Source organism: Lentzea nigeriaca (assembly GCF_016907955.1).
Taxonomy (GTDB): domain Bacteria; phylum Actinomycetota; class Actinomycetes; order Mycobacteriales; family Pseudonocardiaceae; genus Lentzea; species Lentzea nigeriaca.
The window spans coordinates 128,772-146,384 of sequence record NZ_JAFBCX010000006.1; the positions used below are offsets into that span (position 1 = coordinate 128,772).

Below are 17,613 nucleotides of genomic sequence, written 5' to 3' on the forward strand. Positions count from 1 at the left end.
TTCTGGGGGAGCGACTTGATCAGGTGGTACTTCGCGGGCTTGGCGCTGTCGTTCTTCGGGACGAGCGCCATGTACCTGGTCGCCGGTGTCTGGGTGAAGTCGCTGACGGGCAGCGACGCCCTCGCGACGATCGCGATCCTGTGCGTGTACGCGCCGGGCGTGCTGTCGCCGTGGATCGGCCGGATCGCCGACTCCTACCGCCGCAAACCCCTGCTCATCTGCACCGACCTGGCGATCGTCCCCGTGCTGGCGGTGCTGTTGGTCACCGATGAGATCTGGGTGATCTACACCGTCCTGCTGATCTACGGCGTGAAAGCCGTGCTGGTCAGCGCCGCGGAACCGGCACTGCTCGTGGTGCTGCTGCCGCCGGACCGGCTCGCCCGGGTCAACGGCCTGCGCATGTCGCTGCAGGAAGGCATGAAGCTCGTCGCGCCACTGGCGGCCGCAGCGCTGTTCGCCGGATACGGCGCGTGGCCGGTCATCGCGATCGACGCGCTGTCGTTCCTGCTCGCCGCCGCGGCCACCAGCATGATCAAGGTCCACGAACCACCGCCCGCCCCGCGTGAAACGCCGAGCCGGCCCCGCCTCAAAGCTCTCGCCTGGCCGATCGCCGGCGCCGCGACCGCGTTGTTCGCGGGTTCGATCGGCACCGCCGCGTCGTTCTCCCTCGTGGAGAACGGCCTGCACCACGGCCCTGAGTTCCTCGGCGTGCTGTCGGCGGCCCAAGGCGCCGGATCCGTCCTCGCGGGACTGCAGGGCAAACGCGCGAACGTCACCACGGGGCTCGTGCTCATCGCGGCAGGTGCCCTGGCCAGGACAACCGCCTGGCTCCCTGCGGTGCTCGCGGGCGGGTTCCTGAACGGCGTCGGCCTCGCCTGGGCCGTGATCGCGGTCGCCACGCTCGTCCAGCAACGCACCCCGCCAGCCGTGCTCGGCCGCGTGAGCGCCACTGCCATCAGCATCGTGTTCGCGGGCGGACCGCTCGGGCTCGCGGCAGGCGCGGCACTCGTCGCGCACCTGAGCTTCGAGGCGATCTACGTGATCATCGCCGTGATCACGACCGCCGCGGCGGTGTGGGCACGCGGGAGCCGGACGCGCCGCTTCACTGCGCGCCGGGCCCCCGCGCGGGCGGCCGACCAGATGGAGTGATCAGCCGCAGGTGGTGGCGGTCGGCGGAACCTGGCAGAGCCGGGCCGCGTAACCGCCGTTGCGTGCCACGGGCACTGTCAGGGAGTCTCCCGCCGAAACACGTTTGGTGTCGAACGCGATCTTCCCGGCAGGACTGTCGTGGTACAGCTCGACCAACCACGAACCGGAGCCGAGGAATCCCGTTCCGACCGAAAGGTCGTGCGCATCACCCGCCGCGCCGGCGCCGAGGAACCACGTCGAGCCGGACCGCCTCGCCAGCACCGCGAGCTCGCCGGGATCACCCGCCACGAGCCGGGTCTCGTCCCACGCGGCCGGAACCGTGCGCAGGAACTGCTCCGCCACCGGATAGGCGGCGTAGCTGGAGGTCTTGTCCGCGAAGTGCTGGACGCCCGACTCGTACAGCACGCTCAGCGCGAGCTCGGCCGCGTCGGAGTTGGGCCGCACACCCGAGAACGTCACCGGCGTGAAGTCCATCGGCCCGGTCAGGTTCCTGGTGAACGGCAACGTGAGGTAGTGCTCGATCGGGAACGGCTCCCGCCCAGGCCGCGGCTTCGTGCCCTCCGCGCCCTTCACCGCCTCTGCCGACAGCACGTGCGGCCACGTCCGTTCGACACCGCGCGGGATGGGTGCGCCGTGGAAGTTCAGCATCAGCCGGTACTTCGCTGCGGCCGCGTACACGGCGTCGTACCAGCGCATCCGGTCCTGGCCGTCGGACTCGATGAAGTCGATCTTCAGACCCACCGCACCCCACGAGCGGTACTGCGCGAAGAGCCGCTCACGTTCGCTGTCGGTGTCGATGGTCTGCCACCGCACCCACAGCCACGTCTCGACGCCGAGCGCCTTGGAGTACGAGATCAGCTCGGGGATCCAGTCGGCGCTCCAGCCGGAGTCGACGAGGTTGTACCGGTAGCCCTGCTTCGCCGCGTAGTCCGCGTACTGCTTCTGCAGAGCCAGGTTCCCCGTACCGTCACCCCACCAGGACCAGACCGCGGTGCCGGGCTTGATCCACGACGTGTCGGCGATCTTCGACGGCGGCGCGAGCGAGGTGATCAGCGAGCTCTCCACGAGCGACTCCAGCGACCCGACGCCGAGCACGCGCCACGGCGTGGCCAGCGGACCGGCCGAGGTCTCCGCGGGATCGGGCAGGACGAGCCGGTAGCGCGAGCCGTCGAACACGACCCGCGAACCGCCGTAGCGACCGTCGACATCGGATTCCGCGAGCAGCAGCCACGAGCCGGAGACGTTGAACAGCGCCGGATACCCGTACTCGACGCCCTTCTCGGCAACGCGCACGTGCGCGGACTCGTAGTCGCCGCGCCCGTTGTCGTACGGCAGCAGGAACTTCTCGGCGGACGACGGCACCGCGAACTCGGACGCCTCCCCGAGCACCGTCGTCCACTTGCCCGACGGCAGGACGTACTTGTACGCCACACCCTCCGCGGACGTGCGCACGACGACGTCCAGCCGTTCAGCCATTCGCTGAAGGTGGAACGTCGTCTCGGTACCGGCATAGGTGTGCTGGCGTTTTCTGCCGGACACGGTGGTGTACGAGTCCTGGACGAGCCGCGACGCCGACCCGACGAACTTCAGCCCCGACGTCAGGTCGGCGTCGGCGGTGCGGATGCCCAGCGCGGACGGCTCCAGCACCGTGGTGCCGCCGTGCCGGACCGAAAGGCTCAACCTCCCCTTGTCGAGCCGGACAAGTGCTTCTGGTGCAACGGATTGCGTCCCGACCGGTGCGGCGACGCGCCACTCGCCGGACTCGGCGACGGCGGGAGTCGTGCCGATCAGCGCGCCGGCGGCGGTCGCACACACCGCCACCAGCAGCACTGATCTGTTGCGAAGCCCCATGCGTGTCACTCCCTACAGCGTGGCGGCGGTAGGTGGACAGAGTTGGGAAAGCGCTTACCAGACTAGGCCAGCAGCCCTGCTTCGTGTAGATGAGCGAAGATGATCCGATCGACCGGCGAGATCCGGTCCACGTCAGCGGTGGTCAGCCAGGCGAGTTCCTCGATCTCGGCCGACGCCACCGGTTCCCCCGTGAACGACGCGGTGTAGCAGGTCATCCGCACCACCACCCCCGTGGAGCGGCCGTGCGCCTGCGCCTCGAACGTCCCGATGTGCTCCGCCGACGTCGCGTCGATCTCGACGGACAGCTCCTCGCGGATCTCCCGCACGAGCGTCTCGACGTCGGTCTCCCCCGGCTCCCGCTTGCCACCGGGCAGGTAGTACGTGTCCTTGCCGGCCGACCGGGTGCCGAGCACGCGGCCGTCCTCCAGATGAATCCAGGCAACCTTGTCGATCACCTGGCCGACCCTAGGCGGAGGCGAGCTCCTTGACCACGCGGTGGGCGTCGGCAAGCGACTCGACCGCCAGCTCGCGGAACTGGTGCAGCTGCGGGTTGACGTCGGCCATCGTGAGCTCGGCGTGCACGAACTCGAGGTTCTGGTCGAGCCCGATCATCGACAGCACGGCCCGCAGGTACGGCTCCTGGAAGTCGAAGCCCGCGCGCGGCGTGCCCGGCTTGTACGACCCACCGCGAGCGGTCACCACGACGACGCGCTTGCCTCCCAGCTCGAACGTGCCGTCCTCGCGCGGGAAGAAGTCCGGCGACGCGATCTGGTCGATCCACGCCTTCAACGTCGACGGGATCGAGAAGTTGTACATCGGCGCGCCGATGAGGATCACGTCGGCGGCCCTGACCTCGGCGACGAGGTCGGCCTGGATGTCGTGCCGGGTGCCGTCCACGTGCGGGATCGGGTCCGCGTTCAGGTCACGGTAGGTGTAGCCGCCCTCCGGGTTCACCGACCGCCAGACGTCGGCGAACGCCGAGGTGATCTCGCGGGTCACAGACCCCTCGCGGCGGATGCTCGAGTCGATGTGAAGCAGATTGGTCATGCCAAGAACATACGAGTGGAGAAGTTCCGAGTCAAGATGTTCTTGCCTGAGAACATCTCCGCTCCGATGTATGATCGACCACATGGAGGTGCAGCAGCCGATCGCCGCGTGCGTGGAGAAGTGGGACTTCAACTGGCTGCTGCACCGCGCCGCCCAGCGGGTCGGGGCCGCGTTCGCCGACGAGATCGCGAAGTTCGGCATCTCGCTGCGCGGACAGCTCGTCCTGAACGCCCTCGCGAGCGACGAGGAGGCCGCGCGCACCCAGCTCAAGCTCGGCGCGATGCTCGGCCTCGACAAGACCACGCTGATGAGCGAGCTCGACAAACTGGAGCGGGCCGGCCTGATCATGCGGGTGCCCGACCCCAACGACCGCAGGGTGCGCACGCCGGTGATCACCGACAAGGGTCGCGAGCTGCAGAAGCAGGCGGGAGACGCGCTCGCCGAGGTCGAACGCGGCTTCCGCGCCCGCTTCACCGATCAGGAGATGGCGGTCATCCGCAAGGCGCTGGGCGAACTCGCCCACGGCGAGGGCCCCATGCACGGATCCTGCATCTAGTAGCGTTGTCACAGCTATCTCTTGGGATGTGGCCGGCAGGCAGCCGCGCTTCGATCATGAAGATCGCGCTCTCATGGCTGCCAACCGCACGGTTGGCAGCAGTCGGGGTGATCAGCAAACGTTTGCGCCGGCATTTCTCTACCGCCATCTCGGCAGCGACGTGCATAAGAGCGCGACCACTCGGGCTTTCGGTGCGACGCTCTGCTAGGCCAGCGAACCCAGATCCTCCTCACGCAGCTGCGCCGGAGTCACGGTCGCCTGCGCGTCCACCAACGCCTGCAACGCCGTGCCGTGGTCCCAGACGTTGACGTTCATCGCCGCCCGCAGCCGTCCGTCCCGCAGCCAGAACGCGATGAACTGCCGCGACGCCAGGTCGCCGCGCACCACCACCTCGTCGTCGGGACCGGCGAGGCCGCGGTACTCCATGCCCAGGTCGTACTGGTCGGTGAAGAAGTACGGCGACTTCAGGTACGGCTCGTCCAGCCCGATCAGCGAGCCCGCCACGTGCGTTCCCTGGTCCTTGGCGTTCGCCCAGTGCTCGACGCGGACGCGATGGCCGTAGCGCGGGTGGTCGTGTGCCGCGATGTCACCGGCCGCGAACACGTCGGGTGCCGATGTGCGCAACGCGGCGTCGACCGCCACACCACCGTCGGTCAGGTCGAGCCCGGCGGCCTCGGCCAGCTCCAGCCGCGGTGTCGCGCCCACGGCCAGCACCGTCACGTCCGGCAGCAGCTCGGTGCCGTCGTCCAGCACCACGCCGGACGGCGAGAAGGCCGCGACGCCCGTGCCCAGCTTGAACTCGACGCCGTGCTCCTCGTGCAGACCGCGGAACATCCTGCCCATCTCCACGCCCAGCACGCGGACCAGCGGCTCGGCCAGCGGGTCGACCACCGTGACGCGGCAGCCGTGGGTGCGGGCCGCGGACGCCACCTCGCAGCCGATCCAGCCAGCGCCGATGATCACGACGTGCCTGCCCTCTCGCAACGACGACTTCAGCGCGAGCGAGTCGTCGATGGTGCGCAACACATGTCCTTGCGCGCCAGGCAGAACGCGGGGGCGCGATCCCGTCGCGAGCAAGAGCCGATCGTAGGAACGCACTGCTCCATCGGAGTCAACGATCGTGTGATCACCTGGTCGCAGCTCCAGCACCGAGACGCCGAGCTGGAGGTCGATCTCGTGGTCGGCGTAGAAGCCCTGCTCGTGCACCCACGCCGGTTCCGCGGCCTTGCCCAGCAGAACGTCCTTGGACAGCGCGGGAAGTTCGTACGGGCGATGGTGCTCCGTGCCGAACATGGTGATCTTGCCGCCGTAGCCGCGGTCTCGGAGTGCGCCCGCCGCGGAGGCGCCGGCGAGGCCCGACCCGACAATCACGATGCGTTGCGGTTCCGCCATTTTCACTCCTTCTGGTGACCAGTTCTCGTCCCACGTGCGACGCTATCCGCAGCTCGGCACGGTCGCTCGACGGAAGACTTTCCCGGGAATGCGAAATCGCCGTCACGACCAGCGGCCGCGCGCGTCTCATCTACGCGAGCGCCGGGACCACCGGGCCGGCGCGCCGAGTGAGCTGGAGGAAGAAACCCGTGGGAGCCAAAGAGGAGTGGCAGGTGAGCTGCCGCGACATCGCTTCGCGCCGACGGGACTTGACGGTGTTCGTCAGCCAGGGGCACATCGTGATCAACGTGCCACCGGGCGAAGCCGCTGTTCTGACACCGCTGGAGGTCGGCCGCCTGCGAGCGGCACTGCGGGAAGCCGTCGTCGCCGCGTCCGACACGGAGTTGTGACCGCCGTCACAGCGTTACCTACTCGCAAGTAGGTTAGTGGCTAGAGTGGGCGGCATGCTGACCCGCGTGCTGCTGACCCTGGTCAAAGCCGGAGTGATCCGGCCGTTGGGCCCGCGCGGCCTCGCCGGCACCGTGCGCGGATATCTGCAGTGGGACATCACGCTCGCGTGGGGCTACCAGACCGGCGCCGGACGACACCCGGACCGTGCCGCGATCATCGACGACGACGGCGTGCTGACGTACGCGGAAGTACACGAGCGCACCAGCAGGCTCGCGCACGCCTTCCGCGCCGGCGAACGCATCGGCCTGCTGTGCCGCAACCACCGCGGTTTCATCGAGACGATGACCGCGTGCACGAAGATCGGCGCCGACGCCGTCCTGCTGAACACCGGACTGAGCAAGGGGCAACTGGCCCAGGTCGCCCAGGACCAGAAGATCGACAGGATCGTCGCCGACCGCGAGTTCGCGGACGTGCTGCCCGACGTGCCGACGTACTTCAGCGACGAGCTCGAGTCGTTGATCATCAACGGACCGAAGACACCACTGCCCCGCAGGCCTCCGCGCGGCCGGCTGATCATCCTCACCTCCGGCACCACCGGCACGCCGAAGGGCGCCAAGCGACCGGAACCCGCGAGCCTCGCCCCCGCCGCCGCGCTGCTGTCCCGGATCCCGCTCAAGCACGGTGACGTCATCGCGATCACCTCCCCGCTCTTCCACGCCTGGGGACTCGCCGCGTTCCAGCTCGGCCTCGTACTCGGCGCCACGCTGGTGCTGCGCCGCAGGTTCGATCCCGCGCAGACGTTGCAGGACGCCGAGAAGTGCACGGCGATGTTCGTGGTTCCCGTGATGCTGCAACGCATGCTGGAGACCCCGCACCGGCCGAAGCTGCGGATCATCGCGTCCAGCGGGTCCGCTCTGCCGCCACGGGTCGCCACGCGCACCCTGCAGGAGTTCGGGCCGGTGCTCTACAACCTCTACGGCTCGACCGAGGTGAGCTGGGCGAGCATCGCGACACCGGAGGAGATACTCAAGGAACCCGGCACGGCCGGGCAACCGCCGCTGGGCACCCGACTGGCCATTGTGGACGACCAGGGCAAGCCGGTGGCGCCGGGCGAGACCGGGCGGATCTTCGTCGGCAACGAGATGTTGTTCGACGGATATACGAATGGCACCAGCAAGGAGTCGTTGAACGGCCTGATGTCCACCGGCGATCTCGGCTACGTCAAGGACGGCCTGCTGTTCGTGGCGGGCCGCGACGACGAGATGATCGTCTCGGGTGGTGAGAACGTGTATCCGCGCGAGGTCGAGGACCTGCTCTCGAACCTCGACGGCGTCACGGAGGTCGCGGTGCTCGGCGTGCCGGACGACGAGTTCGGGCAGCGGCTCGCGGCGTTCGTGGTGGGCGACGAAACCCTGACGGCCGACCATGTGCGTGACCACGTGAAGGCGAACCTGGCACGGTTTTCCGTTCCGCGAGATGTTTTCTTCGTCAATGAGTTGCCGCGCAACGCGGCCGGGAAAGTGTTGAAACGTCAATTGCGCGAACAGGTCTAGGCTCGCCCTCGGAAGAGGGGCTTGATCATGACGGTTCCCGGCCGGACCGCCGACCCGCGGTCCAACGCCGTGCACAACCTGCGCGAGGCGCGCATCGCACTGGACGAGGGCAGGCCAGGCGAGGCACTGGAGTACGCCGAGAAAGCGGTTGCCGCGTTCGCGTGGCTGGACGACGTCGAGGGCGTCGCGGAGGGTGTGCTGGCGCAGTCCGTGGCTCTCGGCAAGCGCGGGCTGTGGCCGAGCGCTCTCGACACCATCGACAGGGTGCAGGAGATCGCGGCCGCGAACCGCCACATCGGACTGCAGGCGCGGTGCAGCTTTTCCCGTGCTGTCGTGGAACTGCGGCTCGACTCGCGGGAGCGGTCGTTCAACTCGTTCGCCCGTGCACTGGGTCTCGCGGAGCTCACCGGCGACAGCGAGCTGATCGGCTCCGTGCTGTTCGAACAGGCCCGCGTGATGCGCATGCAGTACCACGAGCACTGCATGATCCGCACCGAGGAGAGCCGTTGCAGCCTCGACGGGGAGCCGTGCGTGCGCAAGCTGCGGCGCGCGGAAGCGTTGTGCGCACAGGTGCGCGACCGGTGGAAGCAGGTCGGCGACCCGGTGCGGATGGCGATGGTGAACGTCCTGCTGACACACGTGCGCATCGATCTGGGTGAACTTGACCGCGCGCACCGCAGCTGGCAGCGCGCTGACCAGTTGCTTGCCGGAAGGAACCGCCCGGTGGCGCGGGCGGAGGCGTTGATGGCGCGCGCCAGGCTGAGCGGGGCGCGCAAGCGGTACCCCGACCAGATCTCCCAGCTGACCCAGGCGGCCGAGCTCGCCATGAGCTGTCTCGCGCGTGAGGTCGCGGTGCACGCCCACCAGCAGCTGAGCGAGGCGCACGAACGATCCGGGGACCTGGAGCGGGCGTTGCGGCACGCCCGGCTGCAACTCGAGCAGTACCGCCTGTGGGAGCTGCAGGAGGGCAGGGACCTGCTGCGGATGCGCGAGCACGATCTGTCGTCGCGACTCGTGGAACAGTTGGCGCACAGGCGTTTCGAGCCCAAGCGCGAAGACGCTGTGGTGCGTGTCCCGCAGACCGGCGAGCTGCATGAGCCGGGCACCGCGGAGCACACGAACACCCGGATCGCCCGCGCGCTGCGGGCCGGGCTCACCAAGCGCGGCATCGAGGTGCTGCGGCTCGTGGCGGCCGGCGCGAGCACGACGACGATCGCCGAATCGCTCGGCCTGTCGCCCAAGACCGTGCAGAACCACCTCCAGCGGATCTACACGACCCTTGACGTCAACGGCCGTTCCGGCGCCATCGTGTGGTGGATGAGCCTGACCACTCACGAGTCATCTATTGTCAAGTGATTGACAATTCGCCCGGCCGGACCGGTGACCAATCCCCCGTTCGGCCGCTTGCCGCCGACGAGGTGGTCGCGGTTCTTGGGTGATTTACCTATGCGGGCGCGGTGGAATTGGGTGATGTGACGGGTAACCGGTCTGTGTCATGCTCCGTTAACAAGGTGTCCAGTTAACGAGCGAGGGGCGGTCATGACCGGGCAACGTCGCCTGCGGTCAGTGCTTGCGCGATCAGTGCTTGCGCAGAGCGATCCGCGCCACGTCGCGCCACAGGAGCGGATCGACGCCCTCGGGGTTGATGTGCTCCAGCAGCGCGGCCAGTGCCGTGCGCGCGCTGGTGCTGCCGTCCGGGTCGACCTCGTCCGCCGCCCTCACCAGCAGCAGGTGGCACCGCAGCTGCTGCTCGGCGTCGAGCTCGCCGGTCGCGATGGCCTGCTCCGCGAGCTCCCGCGCCCGGTCGACCTCGCCGTCGCGCAACGCGAGCTCGGCGCGCAACGCCCTGGCGTGAGCCAGAAGGCCGTCCTGGCGGCGCATCGCCGCGACCGTCGTCTCCACCTTGTCCAGCAACGCCACGACCTCGTCGAGGTTCGCACCCGGCGTGCGCAACGCGATGGACGCGCCGGCGAGGCGGACGTGGCAGCGGTACTCGGGATCACCGTCGAAGTCGTCGAGCATGGCGACGGCCTCGCGGATGCAGTGCGCGGCTTCGGTTCTGTCTCCCAAACGGTCGGCGACCTTGGCCCGCGCCCACCACGTGGAGATGGCGAGCCGGTCGCGGCCGAGTTCGGGCAGTCGGACGGAAAGCTGGTCCACAACCTGTTCGGCGTCGGCCAGGCGGCCGGCCGCGGTCAGCTCCACGCACAACGAGATGAGAGCGCGCGTGTTGACGCGACGCACCCGTTCGCCGTCACCGCTGGCCAGCTCAACGGCCTCTGCCGCGGCTTTCACGGATTCGGCCGTCCGGCCGAGGCGCCGCAACGAGGATGCGCGCAGGATCTCCACCAACGCGTCCACCGCCGGACCGGGAGACCAGGACTTGCGCAGCTTCGCCGCCGCCAGCAGCAGACCCTCGTGGTCGCGTTGCCTGGCCAGCATCACCAGGCGCGTCCACCGCACGCACCAGCCGAACATCTCCTCGTCCGACCGCTTTCCCAGCGTTTCCAGCAGGTCGACGGCCATCACCAGGTCACCGTCGTGGTAGGCGAGCAGCGCCTCGCACCACGCCAGCGCCTCGTCCTGCATCGCGGTGCGGTCCTCGTCGACCATCAGCTCGGACGGGTCGACGCCGAGCACCTCGGCGAGCCTGCGCACGACGGCGGGCGACGGCACCCGTTCGCCGGATTCCAGCCGGGACACGTAGCTCATGGACACGCCGGGGCACGCGAGGTCCTTTTGCGACAAACCGCGTTGCAGCCGGACCGCCCGCAACCGCGCGCCGAACCTCGTCAACGACTTCCTGCCCTCATCCACGGCCGCCACCTATCGGAACGGAGCACCTCAATGAAGTTGAACACTATCGCTCGAATCGCCGCCGCAGTGATCCTCAGTTTGGGGGCGCTGCTGACGGTGACCGGACCGGCTTCGGCGGACGGACCCGGTGAGGCGTTCACGCCGCCGTACTGCCAGCCGAACTGATCGTCGCGACCGGCCGGGGTGGTCTTGCCTCCCTCGCAAGCAAGACCACCCCACCACCGGAGCGCCAATTGACGCACCTGGCCACATCACCGGTGCGGCGTGAGGCACCCTTGTGGGGTGACTCTGCAACTGCGCACGCCTCGTCACCAGGTGAGCCCGAAGTCGGTCCTGCTGTGGACGATGCAGGCGGCCGTGTTCTGGCTGGTGCTCTTCGTGCCACAGCTCATCGTGTTCCTGGTGGTGAGCTCGCCGCCCACGTGGGAGCTCGCGCTCATGATCGCCACGCTGGTCGTCGGCGTCGTGCACACCGCGGTCGAGCCCAGCTGGCGCTACCGCGTGCACCGCTGGGAGACCACGCCGGACGCCGTGTACACCCTCTCCGGCTGGCTGAACCAGGAATGGCGCGTCGCACCCGTGTCGCGCATCCAGACGATCGACACGAAACGCGGGCCGTTCCAGCAGTTGCTCGGCCTCGCGACGGTCACCGTGACGACCGCGTCGGCCGCCGGTCCGGTGGAGATCGAGGGCCTGGACCACGAGGTGGCGCAACAGCTCGTGGTGGAGCTGACGAACACCACCCAGGCCACGCCGGGTGATGCCACGTGAGCACTCCCCCGGAAGTGCCCACCGGGCTCCCCGCCGCGCCGGAGTTCACCGAGCCGCTGTCGGAGTGGCATCGTCTGCACGTACGCATGCTGGTCGTGCGGCCGCTCAACGAGGGCATCGCCATGCTGGTGCCGATCCTCGTCCTGCTGTTCACCGGCAACGGCGAGAAGTGGCGGCTCTTCGCGAGCGGCGTCACCGTCGCGGTGATCCTCGCGTTCAGCTACTTCATCTGGCGCACCACGAAGTACCGCATCACCGACGACCAGGTGGAGCTGCACACGGGACTGCTGACCCGCAAGCAGCTCGCCGTGCCGCGCGATCGCATCAGGACTGTCGACCTCACGTCCAAGCCGGGCCACCGCGTCTTCGGGCTGTCGGCGGTGCGGATCGGCACCGGGCAGCAGGACGCTCCCGGCGCCGACGGCCTCACCCTCGACGCCGTGACGCAGGAGGAGGCCGAACGGCTGCGGGTGTTGTTGCTGCAGAAGGCAGTCGCGCCGAAGACCGCCTCCTCCGACGAGCCGCAGGCGGACGTGGCGGTGCCGGAGCCGGAGGTCATCTCGAAGCTCGACCTGAAGTGGCTGAAGTTCGCCCCGCTGTCGCTGTCGGGTCTGGTCGCGATCGGTGCCGTGTTCGGCGTGCTGTCGAACTACGCCGACGACCTCGGCCTGCACCCCGTGCAGGACCTGTGGGAGTGGCTCTTCGAGCACCCGAGCTTCACGCTGCTCGGCGCGTTCGTCGTCGCGCTGGTCGTGGTGGGGCTCGTGCTGTCGGTGCCGCTCTACATCCTCCAGTTCTGGAACTACCGGCTGACCCGTGAGCCGGACGGCACGTTGCGCGTGCAGCGCGGCCTGCTCACCACGCGCTCGGTCTCGGTGGAGGAACAGCGCCTGCGCGGCGTGGACATTCAGGAACCGCTGCTGGTCCGCGCGGGCAGGGGCGCGAAAGCCGTTGCGGTGACGACGGGTCTGGGCTCGAAGGGCGAGAGCAACCTGCTGCTGCCGCCCGCACCGCTGTCCGTGGCGCACCAGGTCTCCCGCGACGTGCTGCGGGTCGAGGACGACCCGACGACGCGCAAACTCCGCAGACACCCGTTCGCCGCGTTGCGCCGCAGCCTGGTCCGGCACGTGGTGCCGTGGGCCGTGATCGCGATCGGTCTCGCGATCTGGGCGCCGTCGTGGGCGTGGCCGATCCCGGTGGCGATCATCCCGTTCGCCGCGCTGGTCGGCTGGGACAACTACCGTTCGCTGGGCAACGCGCTGGACGACCGCTATCTCGTCACCCGCAACAACTCTCTGGTCCGCAGCACCGTGGCGTTGCAGCGCACCGGCATCATCGGCTGGCGCATCCGGCGCTCGTTCTTCCAGCGCCGCAGCGGTTTGATGACGATCGGCGCGACCACCGCGGCGGGCGCGGGCGTCTACCACGTGACGGACGTCGGCGAGTCCGACGGCCTGGCGCTCGCCGACGAGGCCGTACCGGATCTGTTGCGACCGTTCCTGATCAGCGATTCCACTGTGGAGGGTCAGGCGGTACGGAACGTCTGACGATAGGCGCTCGGCGACACCCCGATCGACGCCGCCAGCTGTTGCCGCAGCGCCGCCGAGGTCCCGAAGCCCGCGTGCCGGGCGACCTGGTCGATCGGCAGGTCGGTGGACTCCAGCAGGTGCCGGGCGCGGTCGACGCGCTGCTGCGTCAGCCACTGGCCGGGCGACATGCCGGTCTCGGCCCGGAACCGGCGGGTGAACGTCCGCACGCTCATCCGCACCTGCGCGGCCATCGCGGCGAGGTCGAGCGGGTCTTGGAGGCGTTCCAAGGCCCACTCGCGGGCGAGCGCGGTGGAGGTGTCCGGGTAGCTCGGCACCGGGCGGTCGACGAACTGGGACTGGCCGCCCTGCCGCCATGCGGGGACGACGCAGTAGCGGGCGATCCAGTTCGCCACCTCGCTGCCGTGGTCGGACCTGATGACGTGCAGGCACAGGTCGATGCCAGCGGCGACGCCCGCCGACGTGAGGATGTCCCCGTCGTCGATGAACAGCACGTCCGGGTTGAGCCGCACCTTCGGGTAGAGCGCGCGGAACTGGTCTGTGGTGTTCCAGTGCGTGGTCGCGGGTCTGCCGTCGAGCAGCCCGGCGGCGGCCAGGACGAACGCGCCGGTGCAGATGGACATGATCCGCGAGGCGTTCGTCGTCGTGAGCGCCTCCAGGACGGCGGGTTCGAGCCTGCCTTCCCTGGCCGGCGGGTAGTGCGTACCCGGCACGAGCACCGTGTCCGCGTCTTGGAGGACCTCCAAGCCGTGCTCGGGCGTGATGGTGAAGCCGCCGGTGGTGGGGACGGGGCGGCGGTCCGGCGAGCACACGACGACCTCGTAGAGGTCCGCGAGCCTGGCGAACATGTGGGTCGAGCTGCCGATGTCGAACGCCACCGACTGTTCGAGCGCGAGGACGGCGATCCGGTGCATGGCCGGATTCTTTCACATGTTGGCCATCGGGCCACTGGTCGCCGGGTGCGCGATCGCGGAGGCTGATCGGTGTGAGACTGCATTGGGCCTGGGTTGTCGCAGGTGTGTCCTTCATCGCCTTGGTGGGTGCCGCGTCGTTCCGCGCGGCACCCGGTGCGTTGATCGAGCCGTTGCGGGCGGAGTTCGGCTGGACGACCGGCACGATCTCGCTCGCCATCTCGATCAACCTCCTGTTGTTCGGGTTGACCGCGCCGTTCGCGGCGGCGCTGATGGACCGGTTCGGCGTGCGGCTCGTGGTGAGCTGCGCGTTGACCATGGTCGCGATCGGCAGCGGGCTGACGGTGTTCATGACCTCGTCCTGGCAGCTGATCCTGCTCTGGGGTGTCGTCGTCGGGCTGGGCACGGGCTCGATGGCGCTGGCGTTCGTCGCGACGATCACCGGACGGTGGTTCGTGCGGCACCGCGGCCTGGTCACGGGTGTGCTGACGGCGGGTGGCGCAGCCGGTCAGCTGGTGTTCCTGCCGCTGGTGGCGTGGCTGTCCGCGACCTACGGCTGGCGGTCGGCGTCGCTGATGATCTGCATCGCCGCACTCGCCGTGGTGCCGCTGGCCGCGTTCTTCCTGCGCGAGTACCCGCGTGACGTCGGCCTGTTGCCGTTGGGCGCTGTCGAGGACACTCCCCCGCCGCCGTCCGGTGGTGCCGCCAGGAGGGCTCTTTCCGCGCTGGGCTCGGCGGCGCGCACCCGGCCGTTCTGGTTGCTGGCAGGCGGTTTCGCGATCTGCGGCGCCTCGACGAACGGTCTGGTGGGCACGCATTTCATCCCCGCCGCACACGACCACGGCATGCCGACGACGACCGCTGCCGGGTTGCTGGCGCTGGTCGGTGTCTTCGACATCGTGGGCACCATCGTGTCCGGCTGGCTGACCGACCTGGTCAATTCAGGGTTACTGCTCGCGTCCTATTACGCGTTGCGCGGCCTGTCGTTGATGCTGCTGCCGCAGCTGTTCGGCGCCTCGGCACACCCGTCGATGCTGGTGTTCATCATCTTCTACGGCCTGGACTGGGTCGCGACCGTGCCTCCGACGGTGGCGTTGTGCCGCCAGTTCTTCGGCGTGTCCGGACCGGTCGTGTTCGGCTGGGTGTTCGCGTCGCACCAGGTCGGTGCGGCACTGGCGGCGTCGGCTGCCGGGCTCACCCGCGACCACCTGGGCAGCTACGACCTCGCCTGGTACGTCGCGGGTGCGCTCTGCCTCGGCGCGGCGGTGCTGTCGGCATCGTTGCTATCTGGGTCGCTTGCGCGAGGTGCCGAAGACGCCCCGCGTGATCTCGCGCGCCAGGGCGCTGCCGGCTGACCGCAGGAACGACTTCACGGCGCTGTTGCCGAGCACCTTCTCGACGAGCCCCGGTTCCTCCTTCCGAGGTCGGGGAGGTTCCGGGGCTTGTTCTCGTTGCGGCGGAGCGACTTTCCGCATCAGCTGCTCGTAGGCCGACTCGCGGTCAACGGTTTCCGCGTACTTGCCGTGGAGATCCGAACCTTGCGCGGCCTGTTTGATCGCGTCGGTGCCGATGGTGTCCATCGACGAGCGCGGCGCCCTGAGCCTGGTCCACGCGACCGGTGTCGGGGCGCCCTTCTCGCTCAGCACGGTGATGATCGCCTCGCCGATGCCGAGCGACGTGAGCGCCTTCTCCAGGTCGTAGTGCGGCGTGTTCGGGTACGTCTTCACCGTGCGCGCCAACGCTTTCTGGTCGTCCGGCGTGAACGCGCGCAGTGCGTGCTGGACACGCGCGCCGAGCTGCGACAACACCTCGTTCGGGATGTCGGTCGGCAGCTGCGTGCAGAAGAAGACGCCGATTCCCTTGGACCGGATGAGCTTCACGGTCTGGGTGATCTGGTCGAGGAACGCCTTCGACGCGTCGGCGAACAGCAAATGCGCCTCGTCGAAGAAGAACACGAGCTTCGGCTTCTCGACGTCGCCCTCCTCCGGCAACGTTTCGAAGAGCTCGGCCAGCAACCACATGAGGAATGTGGAGAACAACGCCGGATTGCCCTGCAGCTCGGCCAGTTCCAGCAGACTCACGACACCCTTGCCGTCGCGTTGCCGCATCAGGTCGGCGGGATCGAGCTCCGGCTCGCCGAAGAACCTGTCACCGCCCTGCGCCTCGAGGTTGGCCAGGGCCCGCAGGATCACCCCCGCCGTGGAGCTCGAGACACCACCGATGCCCTTGAGGTCCTCCTTGCCCTCGTCGCTGGTGAGGTGCGCGATGACGCTGCGCAGGTCCTTGGTGTCGAGCAGCGGCAGGCCCTTCGAGTCGGCCCAGTGGAAGATCAGGCCGAGCGTGGAGGACTGGGTGTCGTTCAGGCCCAGCACCTTCGACAGCAGGATCGGCCCGAAGCTCGTGATCGTCGCCCTGACCGGAACGCCGATCCCGCCCGTGCCGATCGACAGGAACTGGACCGGGTACGCCTGCGGCTGCCAGTCGTCGCCGGTCTCCTTGGCCCGGACGTCCGTCCGGTCGCTGCGCTCGCCGTCACGTGACAGACCGGACAAGTCGCCCTTCACGTCGGCCATCAGCACCGGCACGCCATTGGTGGAGAGCTGTTCGGCGAGCAGCTGGAGCGTCTTCGTCTTGCCCGTTCCCGTTGCCCCCGCGACAAGTCCGTGCCGGTTGACCATGGACAACGGGATGCGGACGTGCGCCGTCGACTCCACCTGCCCGTCGACCAGCACAGCGCCGAGTTCGATGGCCGCGCTCTCGGACGCGTACCCAGCGGCGATCTCAGCTTGAGCCGTCATGCACGAGGAGCGTAACCAGGTTGCTGCACGCCGCCACTCGAAGTTGACGCGTTGCGCAGTAATGTTCGGGGCGTGATGGATCGTCTGGTGTGGATCGACTGCGAGATGACCGGACTCGACTTGGGCAAGGACGCCTTGATCGAGATCGCGGCACTGGTCACGGACGCCGAGCTGAACGTGCTCGGCGACGGCGTGGACATAGTGATCCACGCTTCCGACGAAGTGCTCGCCTCGATGCCGGATGTCGTCATGGAGATGCACGCCAAGTCGGGCCTGACCGAGGAGGTCCGCGCCTCCACGGTGTCGATGGAAGAGGCCGAGGCGGCCGTGCTCGCCTACATCAAGGAGTGGGTCCCGGATCCCAGGACCGCGCCGCTGGCCGGCAACTCGATCGCCACGGACCGCGGCTTCATCGCCCGCGACATGCCGGCGTTGGACGCGCACCTGCACTACCGCATGGTCGACGTGTCGTCGATCAAGGAGCTGTGCCGGCGCTGGTACCCGCGCATCTACTACGCGCAGCCGGGCAAGGGCCTCGCGCACCGGGCGCTCGCCGACATCATCGAGTCGATCCGGGAGCTCGCGTACTACCGGCGCACGGCGTTCGTGCCGCAGCCGGGTCCGACGACCGAGCAGGCCCAGGCCGTGGCCGCTGAGCTGCTGAAAAACGCTGACTGACCCCTGATTTTTATCTTGGTGGATGCCATTGCTATGCTTCTCCTCGCCGGTCAGCGCCGGTGATGGTGGGTGTAGCTCAGCTGGCAGAGCACTGGGTTGTGATCCCAGGTGTCGCGGGTTCAAGTCCCGTCACTCACCCGAGTAGCCGAGCTA

General features: G+C 68.7%; 17 protein-coding genes and 1 tRNA gene. 11 read left to right on the top strand and 7 right to left on the bottom strand.

The genetic code is table 11. The features are described from left to right. The first annotated feature begins 15 nt into the window (after positions 1-15). Positions 16-1,149, top strand: coding sequence for an MFS transporter (locus JOD27_RS21920; RefSeq protein WP_204764137.1), 1,134 nt, complete (start codon positions 16-18; stop codon positions 1,147-1,149). Here JOD27_RS21920 and JOD27_RS21925 read toward each other — a convergent pair whose 3' ends face one another. From JOD27_RS21925 to JOD27_RS21935, 3 genes are all read right to left on the bottom strand, one after another. Continuing rightward, on the bottom strand, positions 1,150-3,000 hold the full coding sequence (locus JOD27_RS21925; RefSeq protein ID WP_204764138.1) for a glycoside hydrolase family 97 protein: 1,851 nt from the start codon (positions 2,998-3,000) through the stop codon (positions 1,150-1,152). A gap of 62 nt (positions 3,001-3,062) precedes the next feature. Then, positions 3,063-3,455, bottom strand: coding sequence for an NUDIX hydrolase (locus JOD27_RS21930; protein WP_204764139.1), 393 nt, complete (start codon positions 3,453-3,455; stop codon positions 3,063-3,065). Positions 3,456-3,465: 10 nt separating this feature from the next. After that, positions 3,466-4,047, bottom strand: a complete 582-nt coding sequence (locus JOD27_RS21935; protein WP_204764140.1) for an FMN-dependent NADH-azoreductase — start codon at positions 4,045-4,047, stop codon at positions 3,466-3,468. Positions 4,048-4,129: 82 nt separating this feature from the next. Here JOD27_RS21935 and JOD27_RS21940 point away from each other — a divergent pair, with 82 nt between their 5' ends. Continuing rightward, on the top strand, positions 4,130-4,603 hold the full coding sequence (locus tag JOD27_RS21940; RefSeq protein ID WP_204764141.1) for a MarR family winged helix-turn-helix transcriptional regulator: 474 nt from the start codon (positions 4,130-4,132) through the stop codon (positions 4,601-4,603). 204 nt (positions 4,604-4,807) lie between these two features. Here the strand turns inward: JOD27_RS21940 and JOD27_RS21945 are convergent, their stop codons facing one another. Further along, positions 4,808-5,995 (bottom strand): NAD(P)/FAD-dependent oxidoreductase, encoded by a 1,188-nt coding sequence (locus JOD27_RS21945; RefSeq protein WP_204764142.1) that lies wholly within the window; start codon positions 5,993-5,995, stop codon positions 4,808-4,810. A gap of 188 nt (positions 5,996-6,183) precedes the next feature. Here JOD27_RS21945 and JOD27_RS21950 point away from each other — a divergent pair, with 188 nt between their 5' ends. Genes JOD27_RS21950 through JOD27_RS21960 form a run of 3 tightly spaced genes read left to right on the top strand, consistent with a single transcriptional unit; the run spans position 6,184 to position 9,294 of the window. Then, the gene (locus JOD27_RS21950) at positions 6,184-6,384 is read left to right on the top strand and encodes a hypothetical protein (protein ID WP_045317853.1); all 201 of its coding nucleotides are present in this window, start codon (positions 6,184-6,186) and stop codon (positions 6,382-6,384) included. 54 nt (positions 6,385-6,438) lie between these two features. Further along, complete coding sequence (locus JOD27_RS21955) at positions 6,439-7,938, top strand: AMP-binding protein (RefSeq protein WP_204764143.1); 1,500 nt, start codon at positions 6,439-6,441, stop codon at positions 7,936-7,938. Positions 7,939-7,965: 27 nt separating this feature from the next. Beyond that, a complete protein-coding gene (locus JOD27_RS21960) occupies positions 7,966-9,294 on the top strand; it encodes a helix-turn-helix domain-containing protein (protein ID WP_204764144.1) in 1,329 nt (442 codons plus the stop codon). 222 nt (positions 9,295-9,516) lie between these two features. Here the strand turns inward: JOD27_RS21960 and JOD27_RS21965 are convergent, their stop codons facing one another. Further along, positions 9,517-10,755: a helix-turn-helix domain-containing protein gene (locus tag JOD27_RS21965; protein WP_204764145.1), complete on the bottom strand. Its 1,239-nt coding sequence runs from the start codon at positions 10,753-10,755 to the stop codon at positions 9,517-9,519. A 30-nt stretch (positions 10,756-10,785) separates the two neighbouring features. On the opposite strand from JOD27_RS21965, the gene JOD27_RS46110 reads away from it, so the two are divergent. The 3 genes from JOD27_RS46110 to JOD27_RS21975 all read left to right on the top strand — a co-directional run bounded on the left by JOD27_RS46110 (position 10,786) and on the right by JOD27_RS21975 (position 13,073). Further along, the gene (locus JOD27_RS46110; protein ID WP_275591754.1) at positions 10,786-10,920 is read left to right on the top strand and encodes a hypothetical protein; all 135 of its coding nucleotides are present in this window, start codon (positions 10,786-10,788) and stop codon (positions 10,918-10,920) included. 123 nt (positions 10,921-11,043) lie between these two features. Then, positions 11,044-11,526: a PH domain-containing protein gene (locus JOD27_RS21970; protein WP_372441724.1), complete on the top strand. Its 483-nt coding sequence runs from the start codon at positions 11,044-11,046 to the stop codon at positions 11,524-11,526. Beyond that, on the top strand, positions 11,523-13,073 hold the full coding sequence (locus tag JOD27_RS21975) for a PH domain-containing protein (protein ID WP_307830259.1): 1,551 nt from the start codon (positions 11,523-11,525) through the stop codon (positions 13,071-13,073). The genes JOD27_RS21970 and JOD27_RS21975 overlap by 4 nt, the downstream gene beginning before the upstream one ends. On the opposite strand, the gene JOD27_RS21980 is transcribed toward JOD27_RS21975, so the two are convergent. Beyond that, complete coding sequence (locus tag JOD27_RS21980) at positions 13,052-13,987, bottom strand: GlxA family transcriptional regulator (RefSeq protein WP_204764146.1); 936 nt, start codon at positions 13,985-13,987, stop codon at positions 13,052-13,054. The genes JOD27_RS21975 and JOD27_RS21980 overlap by 22 nt on opposite strands. 62 nt (positions 13,988-14,049) lie before the next feature. Here JOD27_RS21980 and JOD27_RS21985 point away from each other — a divergent pair, with 62 nt between their 5' ends. After that, positions 14,050-15,339, top strand: a complete 1,290-nt coding sequence (locus JOD27_RS21985; RefSeq protein ID WP_204764566.1) for an MFS transporter — start codon at positions 14,050-14,052, stop codon at positions 15,337-15,339. On the opposite strand, the gene JOD27_RS21990 is transcribed toward JOD27_RS21985, so the two are convergent. Then, on the bottom strand, positions 15,268-16,782 hold the full coding sequence (locus JOD27_RS21990) for a helicase HerA-like domain-containing protein (RefSeq protein ID WP_204764147.1): 1,515 nt from the start codon (positions 16,780-16,782) through the stop codon (positions 15,268-15,270). The genes JOD27_RS21985 and JOD27_RS21990 overlap by 72 nt on opposite strands. A 72-nt stretch (positions 16,783-16,854) precedes the next feature. Here JOD27_RS21990 and orn point away from each other — a divergent pair, with 72 nt between their 5' ends. Together orn and JOD27_RS22000 are read left to right on the top strand one after the other, a co-directional pair. Next, the gene (orn, locus tag JOD27_RS21995) at positions 16,855-17,460 is read left to right on the top strand and encodes an oligoribonuclease (protein WP_204764148.1); all 606 of its coding nucleotides are present in this window, start codon (positions 16,855-16,857) and stop codon (positions 17,458-17,460) included. A 65-nt stretch (positions 17,461-17,525) separates the two neighbouring features. Next, a tRNA-His gene (locus JOD27_RS22000) sits at positions 17,526-17,598 on the top strand. The last annotated feature ends 15 nt before the right edge of the window (positions 17,599-17,613 follow it).

What these genes read in the sequence shown, in the direction of transcription:
- JOD27_RS21925 (WP_204764138.1), bottom strand. Translation starts at nt 3,000, where the DNA reads ATGGGGCTTCGCAACAGATCAGTGCTGCTGGTGGCGGTGTGTGCGACC.
- JOD27_RS21935 (WP_204764140.1), bottom strand. Translation starts at nt 4,047, where the DNA reads ATGACCAATCTGCTTCACATCGACTCGAGCATCCGCCGCGAGGGGTCT.
- JOD27_RS21940 (WP_204764141.1), top strand. Translation starts at nt 4,130, where the DNA reads ATGGAGGTGCAGCAGCCGATCGCCGCGTGCGTGGAGAAGTGGGACTTC.
- JOD27_RS21945 (WP_204764142.1), bottom strand. Translation starts at nt 5,995, where the DNA reads ATGGCGGAACCGCAACGCATCGTGATTGTCGGGTCGGGCCTCGCCGGC.
- JOD27_RS21955 (WP_204764143.1), top strand. Translation starts at nt 6,439, where the DNA reads ATGCTGACCCGCGTGCTGCTGACCCTGGTCAAAGCCGGAGTGATCCGG.
- JOD27_RS21960 (WP_204764144.1), top strand. Translation starts at nt 7,966, where the DNA reads ATGACGGTTCCCGGCCGGACCGCCGACCCGCGGTCCAACGCCGTGCAC.
- JOD27_RS46110 (WP_275591754.1), top strand. Translation starts at nt 10,786, where the DNA reads ATGAAGTTGAACACTATCGCTCGAATCGCCGCCGCAGTGATCCTCAGT.
- JOD27_RS21980 (WP_204764146.1), bottom strand. Translation starts at nt 13,987, where the DNA reads ATGCACCGGATCGCCGTCCTCGCGCTCGAACAGTCGGTGGCGTTCGAC.
- JOD27_RS21990 (WP_204764147.1), bottom strand. Translation starts at nt 16,782, where the DNA reads ATGACGGCTCAAGCTGAGATCGCCGCTGGGTACGCGTCCGAGAGCGCG.